Genomic DNA, 12,658 nt, shown 5'->3' with positions numbered 1-12,658 from the left:
CGATGCAACAGACACACACCGCCGCAGTCAGCGACCCGATCTTCGAAGTGCGAGACATCTCCGTCTCCTTCGACATGGACCGCGGGGAATCGCGCGTGCTCGACGAGGTGGACATGGACATCGAGCGCGGCGAGATCCTCGGCGTCGTCGGGGAGAGCGGCTCGGGCAAGTCGATGTTCGCCTCCGCGCTGCTCGACGCCGTCGTCGACCCGGGCGTGCTGACCGGCGACATCCGATTCAATCCGGAGGACGGCCCGCCGATCGACCTGCTCGACCGCGACGGGGTCGACATCAAGGACATCCGCTGGCGGCAGATCTCCATGGTGTTCCAGGGCGCGATGAGCTCGTTCAACCCCACTATGAGCGTCGAGGACCACTTCCGGGAGACGCTCTCGGTCCACGACTACGACGTCGAGGAGGGGATGGAACGCGCCCGGCAGCTCCTCTCGGACCTGTATCTGGAGGCCGACCAGGTGCTGGGGTCGTACCCCCACGAGCTGTCGGGCGGGATGAGCCAGCGGGCGCTGATCGCGCTGGCGCTCGTGCTCGAACCCGAGGCGCTCGTGATGGACGAGCCGACCGCCGCCCTCGACCTGCTGATGCAGCGGTCGATCATCGAACTCATCCGGGAGATCGCCGACGAGCGCGACCTCACCATCGTGTTCATCACGCACGACCTGCCGCTGGTCGCGAACCTCGCCGACCGGCTCGCGGTGCTGTACGCCTTCGAGTTCGTCGAGGTCGGTCCGGCCGATGACATCCTGACCGGGGCGAAACACCCCTACACCAGAGCGTTGTTGAACGCGACGCCGAACCTCGACACGCCCCGCGAGGAGATGCGGCCGATCGAGGGGTCGGCGCCGGACCCGGTGAACGTCCCCGAGGGGTGTTCGTACCACCCGCGGTGTCCGCTGGCCGACGACACCTGCCTCCGCGAGGACCCGCCGCTGACCGACGACGCCGACGGCCACGCGGCCGCCTGCCACCACGTCGACCGCGTGCCGGAGGAGGTGCCCCTGACGCTCCAGGAGGTGACCATCGATGAGTGAGGAACCGGTCGTCTCCCTGGAGGACGTGGAGGTCCACTTCGAGTCGGAGGGCTCGATCCTCCCGTTCGGTGACGACCCCGAGGTCGTCCAGGCCGTCGACGGCGTCTCGCTGGAGATCCCGGAGAACGACGTGGTCGCGCTGGTCGGCGAGTCCGGCTGTGGCAAGACCACGCTGGGCAAGACGGCCATCGGCACCCAGCGGCCCACCGGCGGGGCGGTGAAGTACAAGGGTCAGGACGTCTGGAAGGCCAACGACGGCGAGGGGAACGTCGAGATTCCCTTCGAGGAGATCCGCCAGTCCCTGCAGATCATCCACCAGGACCCCGGCGCGTCGCTCAACCCGAACAAGACGGTCCAGCACTCTCTGGAGGCGCCGCTGAAACTGCGCCACAGCGAGATGGACACGTTCGAGCGCCGCGAGCGCATCCACGAGATGCTCTCGCGGGTCGGCATGGAGCCGCCGGAGGACTACGCCAAGCGGTTCCCCCACCAGCTGTCGGGCGGCGAGCAACAGCGCGTCGCGCTGATCCGCGCGCTGCTGATGAACCCCGACCTCATCCTCGCCGACGAGGCCGTCAGCGCGCTGGACGTGTCCCTGCGGATCGACATGATGGACCTGATGCTCGACCTGCAGGACACCTTCGACACCTCCTTCCTGTTCATCAGCCACAACCTCTCGAACGCCAGCTACATCGCCGGCAAGGCCGACGGCCGCATCGGCATCATGTACCTCGGCGAACTCGTCGAGATCGGCCCCATCGACGAGGTGCTGAACGACCCCCAACACCCCTACACGAAGGCGCTGATGTGGGCGACGCCGAACCTGAACCCGAAGGCCGCCGACCGCGGCGCCTCGCCGCTGCGGAAGATCGACGTGCCCGACCCGCGCAACCCGCCGGCGGGGTGCAAGTTCCACACCCGCTGTCCGGAGGCACGGGAGGCCTGCACCGGCGAGATGCCCGACCCCGCCGACCTCGGGGACGGCCACGAGGTCGCCTGCTACCGCGCGTACGACGACCACGACTACTGGTCCAGTCCCGAACTCACCGACGAGGACGACGACCGGGTCGGGGCCGGCGAGTCCGCGGCGGACTGACACGGCCGTCGGGAGTCGGCTCGGCCTCGCCGGTCGCCTCCCGCGAAGCGCGCGTCCAGTAGTTCTTTACCGTCCAACCGGCAACGAACAGTCCATGAACGCGAGCGAAGGGGCCTTCCGCGCGCTGCTCGCCATCGGCCTGGCGCTGTTGGTGCTCACGGCCGGCCTGTTCACGCTTCAGGAACCCGGCACCGGCGGGTACGCCGTCACCGTCGTCTCGCTGGCCGCCCAGGTCGTGATGGTGCTGCTCGGCGCGGCCGGACTCTACTTCGGGTGGGACCCGCTGGCCTCGATCGTCGAGGAGTGACCGACGAGCCGCCGACTCGGCGGGCTGCGTTTCACGATGTGAACTACCGGTCGCAGACCGCGACCCGGTCGTGATCGCGGACATCGCTGTCGGCCCGACCAATAGAATTATTCTCCCGGTAGCGCAACCCCGAGTACTCGCATGCCCAGTCAGTACACCGTCGGCGTCGACGAGGTGACCGTCGACGACGCGTTCTGGTCGCCGTGGATCGACCGCAACCGCGACGTGACCGTCGAGTACCAGTACGAGCAACTCGAGGAGTCGGGGACCCTGGAGAACTTCCGCCGGGCCATCGACGGGAAGTCGGGCGGGTTCCAGGGGATGTGGTTCCAGGACACGGACGCCTACAAGTGGATCGAGGCGGCGAGTTACGAGCTGGCGAAGGCCGACGACCCCGACCTGCGCGAGCGGGTCGACGAGGTGATCGATCTGGTCGCCCGCGCCCAGGAGGAGTCGGGCTACCTCGACACGTACTTCCAGCTCGTCGAGCCCGAGAATCGGTGGACGAACCTCAACATCATGCACGAGCTGTACTGCGCCGGCCACCTGATCGAGGCCGCGGTCGCCCACCACGAGGCCACCGGCGAGCGGTCGCTGCTCGACGTGGCCGTCGCCTTCGCCGACCACGTCGACGATATCTTCGGCGACGAGATCGACGGCGTCCCCGGTCACGAGGGGATCGAACTCGCGCTCGTACGGCTGTACCGCGTCACCGACGAGGAGCGCTATCTCGACCTGGCCGCCTACTTCGTCGACCTCCGGGGCCACGACGACCGCCTGGCGTGGGAGCTCGACAACTCCGAGGAGATCGGCGGCGCCTCGTGGGACGACGGGGCGCTCGTCCCCGCGGAGGGCGGCGGGAGCCTCTTTCTCGACGACGAAGGCGAGTACGTCGGCACGTACGCACAGGCGCAGGCGCCCGTCCGCGAACAGGAGGCCGTCGAGGGCCACTCCGTGCGGGCGATGTACCTCTACGCCGGCGTCACCGACCTGGTCGCCGAGCGCGGCGACGAGGAACTGCGCGCGGCGCTGGACCGCCTGTGGACCAACATGACGGAGAAGCGGATGTACGTCACCGGCGGGATCGGCTCCGCCCACGAACACGAGGGGTTCACCGACGACTACGACCTTCCCAACGAATCGGCCTACGCCGAGACCTGCGCGGCCGTCGGGAGCGTCTTCTGGAACCAGCGGCTGTTCGAGTTAGAGCCCGACCCCGCCTACGCCGACCTGATCGAGCGGACGCTGTACAACGGCTTCCTCGCCGGCGTCGGGATGGACGGCGAGGCGTTCTTCTACGTCAACCCCCTCGCCAGCGACGGCGACCACCACCGCAGCGGCTGGTTCACCTGTGCCTGCTGTCCGCCCAACGCCGCCCGGCTGTTCGCCTCGCTCGGCCAGTACTGCTACTCGACGACCGGCGGCGAGCTGTACGTCGCCCAGTACGTCGGGGGCAGCCTCTCGACGACGGTCGACGGGACGAGCGTCGAACTCGACCAGGAGAGCGACCTGCCGTGGGACGGCGAGGTGGCCGTCGATGTCGACGCCGACGGTCCCGTCGCGGTCAACTTCCGGATCCCCGAGTGGGCCACCGAGGCGACGGTCGCCGTCGACGGCGAGGACGTGAGCCACGACGGGAGCGGCTTCGTCCGCGTCGAGCGCGAGTGGGACGGCGAGCGGGTCGAACTGACGTTCGGCATGGAGCCCGAACTGGTCGCGGCCCATCCGTCGGTCGAGGCCGACGCCGGCCGGGTGGCCGTCGAGCGGGGCCCGCTGGTCTACTGCGCCGAGGCGGTCGACAACGAGCGACCGCTGCACCAGTACGCCGTCGACGACGACGCGACCGTCCGCGCGGCCGGCGAGGCGGACGCGCTCGACGGCGTGACCGTCCTCGAAGCCGACGCGACGGTGCCGGCCCTCGACGGCTGGGACGGAGAACTGTATCGCCCGGTCGGCGAGACCGAGCGGGAAGAATCGGACCTCGAACTGGTCCCGTACTACGCCTGGGACAACCGCGAGTCAGGCGCGATGGCGGTCTGGCACCGCCGGACCTGACCCGCGCCCCGGGACCGCGGACGCGGGTGATCCGGCGGCGGTCGAGCGATCAGTCGTCGCCGTCTCCGTTTTCGCCGCTTTCGTCGTCTCCACCGTTGCCGTTATTCCCGTTGCCGTTGCCGTTATTCCCGTTGCCGTTGCCGTTATTCCCGTTGCCATTGCCGTTGCCGTTATTCCCGTTGCCGTTGCCGTTATTCCCGTTTCCGTTACCGCGGCCGTTTCCGGGACCGCCGCGCTCGTGGCCGCCGCCGCAGAAGTCCTCGTGGTAGGGTTCGCCGTCGGGCGCGACCTCGATGCCGTGCCAGACGCCGTTGTCGCCGACCCTGTCCGGTCGGCCGCGGTCGTTGTCCACGTAGCAGCGGACGACCGCCGCCGGGGGCAGGTCGAGCGAGAGCGTCCCGTCGTCGCCGACGGTCTCGACGGTCGTCTCGGCGACGTAGTTGTCCGGCGTCGACCACGAGGTGGTAAAGGCGTGGGGGAGCGGTCGCTCCTCGGCGGTCGGGACCACCGCGACCACCTCGACGGAACTGCCGGCGTAGCGTTCGCCGACTTCGACGGTCGCCTCGGCGGACTCGCGGAGGTTGCGGTTCGTGAGGAACACGGCCAGTTCCTCGCCCCGCTTGTTCTGCATCGCCGCGGCGTCGACGTAGTGTACGTCCTCCATGCGGTCGACGCGCGGGCCGGTCTCGGGGATGGTCCGCGAGTCGCCGTCGACCCCAACGTCGACGGCGTGCCACTCCGAGTGTCCGTCGAACACGGCCCCGTAGAGGGCGGTGACCGTGCCCGCGGGCGCGAGCGGGTTCGGGTCCGGCGGGGCCTCCTCGTCGGCCGGCGGGAACATCCGCACCGGCCACCACGTCTGTGAGGCCTCCTTGACCGTGTCGCTGCGGCGGATGAAGGCGTTGAGCATCCCCGCGATGTACGACCCGCCGGGCATCGTCTCCGGTCCGGGGTACGGCGCTCCCGCGTCGACGGTCGGGAACAGGCCGTATTCGCCGACGTTGACCCGGAAGTCGTCGATGCCCGCGTCGCTCGCCCGGTCGCTCAGATTCGCCATCAGCCGGTCGAACTGCGTGGGGAACATCACGAGCACCTCGTTGTAGTCGATGGGGTCGGCGCCGTTGCGGTCGTACCAGGCGTCCCGGTCCGCCTGGTTCTCGATGCCCCAGTTGTAGCGGTGCAGGTCGACGCCGTCGAGGCGGTCGCCCGCCTCGGTGAACAGGGTCTCGTTCCACGCGTCGGGGTCGGGGGTGTTCGCCTCGTCGTAGCCCGGGTCCATCGCGTCGGCGTAGACCACGATGTCGTCGTCGACGTCGGTCATCGCGTCGTAGTAGGTGGTGAACCCGACGCGCGCGTCGGAGCCGCTGGCGTACTCCGAGGGGTTCTGGGTCGAGCCGCGCTGCCAGGGCCCCCACACCTCGTTGCCGACCTCCCAGTGGGTCACGTCCCAGGGTTCCTCGTAGCCGTGTTCGGCCCGCAGGGCGCCCATCTCGGTGTCCGTCGAGCCGTTGACGTACTCGACCCAGTCGGCGGCGTCCTCGGGGAGGATCTGGCGCTCCGAGGCCCACTCGGGCGGGTTGTCCCACCAGCCGATCGTGAGACGCGGCGTGAGGCCGGCCACCTCGCAGAGTTCGAGATACTCGGCGGTCCCGAAGTAGTTCGGGTTGATGCCGCCCCAGGCGTGGTTGAACCGGACCGGCCGCTCCGACTTCGGGCCGACCCCGTCGCGCCAGTTGTACTGGCTGGTGAAGTTGCCGCCGGGCCACTTCAGCCAGGTCGTGTCCTGCTCGCGCATCAGCTCGACCGTGCTGGGGTTGAACTTCCCGCGGACCGCGTCGTCGGCCGCGAGGTTCACCCAGTCGAGGTCGACGCGACCCTCGCCCTCCGCGGTGAACTCCAGGACGTACTTGCCGTACGGGGTGTCCACGTCGGTGCCGCCGGCGACGTACTGGTCGCCGCTGTCGTCGTCCAGTTCGAGGTGGACCTCGTGGCGCGTCCACTCCTCGGTCACGTCCAGCTCGGTCGCGGCCAGTTGCTCGCCGTCGAGCGCGGTGAGGGCGGCTCTGACGGTCTCGGGGCCGGCACCGCGGACCGACACCGAGAGGTCGTAGCCGTGGGTCCGGAAGTCCGGCAGGACGATCTTCTGCGAGATACCACCGCGCGCGCCGTCGAGGGCGACCCGCTGGTAGTCGGTGGTGTCGACGGCCGCGACGCCGCCCGAGCGTTGTTCGAAGGTGACGCCGTCGCCGCCGACAGGCTCCCAGGGGAACGGGACGCCGTCGGCGCGCTCGATGTCCGCGGCCGGATAGAAGGTTCGCGGGCCGAAGTAGTCGTCCTCGGACCACGACCGCGGGTAGAACGCCGGGTTCTTGACGTGCTCGGAGTACACTCCCGGGTAGATGGTCCCCGACTCGTAGTGCTCGGAGAGCCGACCGAACAGCCCATCCGAGACGGGCTCGTCCGTTCGGTCGTCGAGGTCGACGGAGACGGTGTTGCCGACGCTCGCGTCGGTTCCCTCGCCGTCCGTCGGGGACGCGCTCGCGACCGACCCGGCTCCGGCACCGGCCACCACCGCCGCCTGTAGCGCCATGAATCGCCGTCGCGACAGTCCGCTCGATTCGCTGCCGTTGCTACTCGCTCGCCCGCGGGCTTCGGGATCGCTACCCATACGCCACGCACATAGTAAACACTATACAAAACAATTATGGAATATATCTTATCTATGTCCGGTCCCGATCCCGCGTGCGGCCCAAATATAATCTAACCTAGGAAAAATATAAGTACTGGCCGGTTCGACTATCCGACGGCAGGCGCGTAGTCGACCACTGTCAGACCGAACGACTCCTACGTCTCCCGTAGGACGACATCCCCACACGTCGCTCGGAAGCACAACCATGCGTCACGGATCGCCTGCCACACTTGCGTCTCTCCCCTCTTTCGAGGCCGCCGCGGCGGCTCGGCCCGGAGCGGTGTCGCCGGCTCGATTCGGGCAGAATTAACACTTCTCAGTGATACCTGTAGATATGATGGATCTGGGATACGGACGTCGGTCGGCCGTCGGCCGCCGCGGGCGGAAGGCGGGCGGCTACAGGGCGTCGGACCACTCGGAGTAGGTGGTGTTGAACTCGACGACGCCGACGACGTTGTGGAGCCGCGAGGGGATCTCCGAGCGGAACCGGTCGTCGGGCATGCGGTCGAGGGGGGCGGAGACGCTGATCGCGCCGAGCAACTCGCCCGAGCGGTCGGAGACGGCCGAGGCGACGCAGCGGACGCCCTCGTCGCGCTCCTCGTCGTCGAACGCGACGCCGCGGTCGCGGATGGTCGAGAGAGCGGCCCGCAGCTCGTCGGGGTCGGTGATGGTGTTCGCGGTCCGTCGGGGCAGCGGCTCGTCCGCGAGGAACTCCTCGAGGCGCTCGTCGGGCAGTTCGGCGAGGTAGGCCTTCCCCGCGGCCGTGCAGTGGAGGTCTTCGACGGTGCCGGCGTAGGTCGGCGGGTCGTCGACCGCCTCGCCGGTCGCCTGGTAGAGGGTGATCGCGCGGCCGTCGCGGACGACGATCAGCCGCGCCTGCTCGCCCGTCGCCTCGGCCAGTCGGTCGACGTTCGGCTTGGCCACGTGGAAGAGCCGCTCGCCCGTCCGCGCGGTCGCGCCGAGCGTGAACAGCCCGAGTCCGAGCCGGTAGCGGCCGTCCTCGGCGGCGAGGTAGCCGTCGTCGGCCAGCGTGGCGAGGTAGTGGTGGACGGTGCTCTTCGGGAGGTCGAGCGCCTCGGCGAGTTCCGTCACGCCGACGCTGTCGCGTTCCCGCACCGCTTCGAGGATTCGAAAGGCCGTCCCGACCGAGGCGATCCGGTCCCCGCCCCGCCCGGTGTCACCGTCGTTCATGTCCCTCACTGTCCCGGTCGACACTTAACCGTGTCCCGCTGGCGGTCGGTCGTCGCTGCGGGACGACCGACCGCCCGACGGGTCAGACCCGCCCGCGGTCGGCGGCCTCGTAGATCCGGTCGACGACGCGCTGGACGGCCAGCGCCTCCTCGGCGGTGCAGCGGTCGGGCGACTCGCCGGTCTCGACGGCCGCGAGGAAGGTCGCGAGTTCGTCCCGAAACGGGTCGTTCGCGGGCGGGACGAGCTCGCTGTCGACGTAGTGGTCGACCACGTCGCTGCGGGCCTCGTACAGCCGGAAGTCGCGGTGGTTGCGACCCGACGGGTCGACCGACTCCAGGGGCGTCGTGATGTCCAGCGAGACCCCGGCCTCGGTGCCGCGGATGTTGTACTCGTGCCGGCGACGGGCGTTTGCGGCCCACGCGACCTCGAGGTGGGCGGTTCGACCGCCCTCGAACTCGCAGAAGGCGGTCACCGAGTCCTCGACGTCGTACATCTTCGCCTCGTCGTCCTCGCCCCACATCTCGAGGTAGGCGTAGTCCTCGCGGTCGCCGAAGTCCGACCGGGTGGTCGCGATCACCTCCTCCAGCTCCGGCCAGTCGTAGAAGTCCAGCACGAGGTCGACGACGAACGACCCCACGTCGATGAGCGCGCCGCCGCCCGCGATCTCGCGAGAGGTGTACCACGTGCCCATTCCGGGGACGCCGCGCCTGCGCATGTAGCGGGCGTCGACGTGCGTGACCTCGCCCAGCCGCCCGCTCTCGACGTAGGCCTTCGCCAGCCGGCAGCGGTTTCGAAAGCGGTGGAAGTAGCCGCACATGCAGATGCTGTCGGTCTCCGCGGCGCGCTCGACGATGCGCTCGGCGCTCGACAGGTCGTGGGCCAGCGGTTTCTCGATCAGCACGTCCAGTCCGGCCTCGAAGGCCTTCAGCGCCGCCGTCTCGTGGAACTTGTTCGGCGTCGAGATGATCGCGGCGTCGATGCCCGCCGCGTACAGCTCGTCCAGCCCCTCGTACATCGTCGCGTCGTAGCGGTCGCGAAAGCGCTCTTTCGCCCGCGGGTCCAGGTCCACCGCGTGGACCGTGTGGTTCAGCTCCTCCAGAAACTCCGCGTGGGTCTCCCCGTGCTCGCCGAGCCCGACGAGTCCGATGTCCATCCGGGGGGCGTCGTCGTCCATAGCCGACTCTCCGGGCCGACCGACGTATGGGTTTTGGTCACCGCCCAGCCACCGCGAGGCCACCCACCGACGATACTATCTGTTCGGGTATCTTTCCCCGTAAATATAAGAATAGTAATCGTATTTCGAAGGGGGCCCGTCCGGTACCGACGACGGCAGTGAGCGCGGCAGACGGTTCGTGGCGGCGATAGTCCGGAGGGAAACGTTGACGGTGATACGACCAGATTCCCACTACCATGGGCGAGTCGTACTTCAGGGGGCACGTGACTCAGCGGGGGATCGTCTTCGGCCCGCGCGGTGACGTGTTGCTCGTGACGAGTGGTCTGCGTCCGTGGACGTTTCCGGGGGGACGGATCGAGGCGGAGGCGGACCCGGAAGCGGCGCTCCGGCGGACGCTCTACGAGCGGGTGGGACTCCACACGACCGTCGAGGAGCCGGTCAAGACGGTGACCGACATCTGGGGCAGCGGCGACGAGCCGGTGTACGCGGTGCTGTACCGCGTGCAGGCCCGCAGCCGCGACGTGGACCTGGGCGAGGAACACGACGACTTCTGCTGGTACACGCCCGACGGCGCCGTCGAGGAGATGCACTTCAAGTCCCTGGAGACGGCCGTCGAACGCGCGGTAGCGAACCATCAGGCCGCCGAGTGGACCGCCGAGACCGAAGGCCCCGACGGGGAGTGATTCGGTTGCCGGGTCGGTAGTCGGTGCGACCCCGGATGGCGCACCCACGGCCGCCGCTCCGGGAGTGTTTTGAGGACGCCGCCCGGACGGGGTGGTGATGGTCGATATACGCCGCCTCGACGATGCGACCGTCGAGCGCATCGCCGCGGGCGAGGTGGTCGAACGCCCCTCGTCGGTCGTGAAGGAACTCGTCGAGAACAGCCTCGACGCCGACGCCACCCGCGTCGACGTGACCGTCGAGCGCGGCGGCAAAGACGGCGTCACCGTCGCCGACGACGGGATCGGCATGACCGAGGCGGAGGTCACCCGCGCCGTCGAGGAACACACTACCTCGAAGATCCGCGACATCGACGACCTCGAGTCGGGCGTCGGCACCCTGGGCTTCCGCGGCGAGGCGCTGCACGCCGTCGGCGCCGTCTCCCGGCTCACGATCACGACCCGGCCCCGGAGCGACCGCGACGTGGACAGCCACCGCGGCACGAAACTCACCGTCGAGGGCGGCGAGGTGACGAGCGTCGAACCCGTCGGCTGCCCGGAGGGCACCACCATCGAGGTCGACGACCTCTTTTTCAACGTCCCGGCCCGCCGGAAGTACCTCAAGCAGGACGGCACGGAGTTCGCCCACGTCAACACGGTCGTCACGAGCTACGCGCTCGCCAACCCGTCGATCGCCGTCTCGCTGACGCACGACGGCCGCGAGACGTTCGCCACGACGGGCCAGGGCGACCGCCGCGCGGCCGTCATGGCCGTCTACGGCCGCGACGTGGCCGAGTCGATGGTCGAAGTCTCGGCGGGGTACGAGGCGGACGGCGGCGACGAGGACGGCACCCTCCCCGACGGCCCGCTCGACGGCGTGTCCGGGCTGGTGAGCCACCCCGAGACCACCCGGAGCACCCGCGAGTACTGCTCGACGTACGTCAACGGTCGGTACGTGACGGCGAGCGCCGTCCGCGACGCCGTCGTCTCCGCCTACGGCCACCAACTCGCGCCGGATCGGTTCCCCTTCGCCGTCCTCTTTCTCGACGTGCCCGCCGGCGACGTGGACGTGAACGTCCACCCCCGGAAACTGGAGGTCCGCTTCGCCGACGAGGAAGGCGTCCGCGAACAGATCGAGACTGCCGTCGAGTCGGCGCTGCTCGACGAGGGGCTGCTCCGCAGCGGTGCCCCCCGCGGCAAGTCCGCGCCCGAACAGGCCGAGATCGCGCCCGAACGCGGTGAAACCGACGAGGGACCGGACGGCGACCCCACAGACGAGCCGGCGGTCCCCGACGAGTCCCTTCCCGGGACCGGATCGTCGGACGCGACGGGATCGACGGACGACGGCCGAACGGCCGCCGGATCGCGCGAACCGGGCTCCGACGAGACGGTCGATTCGACGACCGCCTCGACGACGGGGCCGACGTTCTCCTCGGACCCGTCGGCGCCGTCGCCCCGCTCGACACCGGCGTCGGACCGGGACCCGTCGAAGGAATCCGGCGCCCAAGACGGCGAGGGCTCGACCGGCGGGGGCACGACCACTGCGGACGCGGGTGCGAGCGCGGGGGCTGGGCCGGACAACGGGGGAGCGGCCGCGGACTCGGACGACGCCGCTTCGACTCCGGGGCCGGTCACCGACGCCGAATCGACCCCGGAGCCGACCACCCGTGGCGAGGCGTCGGCCGACGCGACGGCGCCGGGCGACCGGGACGGCCGCGCTCGAAAGTTCGGCGGCGGCCACGACCAGGCCCGGCTCGGCGACGGCGAGCCGGTCGAGGACGCCGCGGCGGAGTCGCGGGCGTTCGACGCCCTGCCCTCGATGCGGGTGCTGGGCCAGCTCCACGGGACGTACGTCCTCGCCGAGACCGACGACGGGCTGGTCATGGTCGACCAGCACGCCGCCGACGAGCGGATCAACTACGAGCGGCTGCGCGAGCAGTTCGCCGGCGAGACGACGACGCAGGCGCTCGCACGGCCGGTCGAACTCTCGCTGACGGCTCGCGAGGCCGAGCTGTTCGAGACCTACGGCGAGGCGCTGTCGACGCTGGGCTTTCGCGCCGAACGGGTCGGCGACCGTGCGGTCGAAGTGCGAACCGTCCCCTCGCTGGTGGCCGACACGGCCGATCCCGACCTGTTGCGCGACGCGCTGGCAGCGTTCGTCGACGGCGAGGGGTCGGCCGCCGAGACCGTCGAGGCCGCCGCCGACGAGCTGCTGTCGGACCTCGCCTGCTACCCCTCGATCACGGGTAACACCTCGCTGACGGAGGGGTCGGTGACGGATCTCCTCGCTCGGCTCGACGACTGCGAGAACCCGTGGGCCTGCCCCCACGGCCGCCCCGTCGTCGTCGAGTTCGACCGCGACGAGATCGAGGCCCGCTTCGAACGGGATTACCCCGGCCACGGCGGCAGACGGCACTGAGAGCGCGTCTCCGGGGGAA

General features: G+C 69.7%; 9 protein-coding genes. 6 read left to right on the top strand and 3 right to left on the bottom strand.

The genetic code is table 11. The annotated features are described in order from the left end of the window. The first annotated feature begins 2 nt into the window (after positions 1-2). The 4 genes from HZS55_RS21895 to HZS55_RS21880 all read left to right on the top strand — a co-directional run bounded on the left by HZS55_RS21895 (position 3) and on the right by HZS55_RS21880 (position 4,507). Positions 3-1,049, top strand: coding sequence for an ABC transporter ATP-binding protein (locus HZS55_RS21895; protein ID WP_179909648.1), 1,047 nt, complete (start codon positions 3-5; stop codon positions 1,047-1,049). Beyond that, positions 1,042-2,145, top strand: a complete 1,104-nt coding sequence (locus HZS55_RS21890) for an ABC transporter ATP-binding protein (protein ID WP_179909647.1) — start codon at positions 1,042-1,044, stop codon at positions 2,143-2,145. The genes HZS55_RS21895 and HZS55_RS21890 overlap by 8 nt, the downstream gene beginning before the upstream one ends. A 94-nt stretch (positions 2,146-2,239) precedes the next feature. Beyond that, entirely contained in the window at positions 2,240-2,452 is a 213-nt protein-coding gene (locus tag HZS55_RS21885) for a hypothetical protein (RefSeq protein WP_179909646.1), read from the top strand. A 141-nt stretch (positions 2,453-2,593) separates the two neighbouring features. After that, complete coding sequence (locus HZS55_RS21880) at positions 2,594-4,507, top strand: glycoside hydrolase family 127 protein (RefSeq protein ID WP_179909645.1); 1,914 nt, start codon at positions 2,594-2,596, stop codon at positions 4,505-4,507. Positions 4,508-4,556: 49 nt separating this feature from the next. On the opposite strand, the gene HZS55_RS21875 is transcribed toward HZS55_RS21880, so the two are convergent. The 3 genes from HZS55_RS21875 to HZS55_RS21865 all read right to left on the bottom strand — a co-directional run bounded on the left by HZS55_RS21875 (position 4,557) and on the right by HZS55_RS21865 (position 9,561). Continuing rightward, positions 4,557-7,175, bottom strand: coding sequence for an alpha-L-arabinofuranosidase (locus tag HZS55_RS21875; RefSeq protein WP_218927254.1), 2,619 nt, complete (start codon positions 7,173-7,175; stop codon positions 4,557-4,559). A 417-nt stretch (positions 7,176-7,592) separates the two neighbouring features. After that, complete coding sequence (locus HZS55_RS21870) at positions 7,593-8,387, bottom strand: IclR family transcriptional regulator (RefSeq protein ID WP_179909644.1); 795 nt, start codon at positions 8,385-8,387, stop codon at positions 7,593-7,595. Between the two features lie 82 nt (positions 8,388-8,469). Further along, on the bottom strand, positions 8,470-9,561 hold the full coding sequence (locus HZS55_RS21865) for a Gfo/Idh/MocA family protein (protein WP_179909643.1): 1,092 nt from the start codon (positions 9,559-9,561) through the stop codon (positions 8,470-8,472). A gap of 236 nt (positions 9,562-9,797) precedes the next feature. Here HZS55_RS21865 and HZS55_RS21860 point away from each other — a divergent pair, with 236 nt between their 5' ends. Next, positions 9,798-10,244 carry an NUDIX hydrolase gene (locus tag HZS55_RS21860; RefSeq protein ID WP_179909642.1) on the top strand — a complete coding sequence of 149 codons (447 nt, stop codon included), beginning with the start codon at positions 9,798-9,800 and terminating at the stop codon, positions 10,242-10,244. Positions 10,245-10,341: 97 nt separating this feature from the next. After that, positions 10,342-12,639 (top strand): DNA mismatch repair endonuclease MutL, encoded by a 2,298-nt coding sequence (gene mutL / locus HZS55_RS21855; protein ID WP_179909641.1) that lies wholly within the window; start codon positions 10,342-10,344, stop codon positions 12,637-12,639. Positions 12,640-12,658 lie beyond the last annotated feature (19 nt).

This window comes from Halosimplex rubrum, from assembly GCF_013415885.1.
GTDB lineage: Archaea > Halobacteriota > Halobacteria > Halobacteriales > Haloarculaceae > Halosimplex > Halosimplex rubrum.
This window is presented reverse-complemented; position numbering and strand designations above follow the sequence as displayed.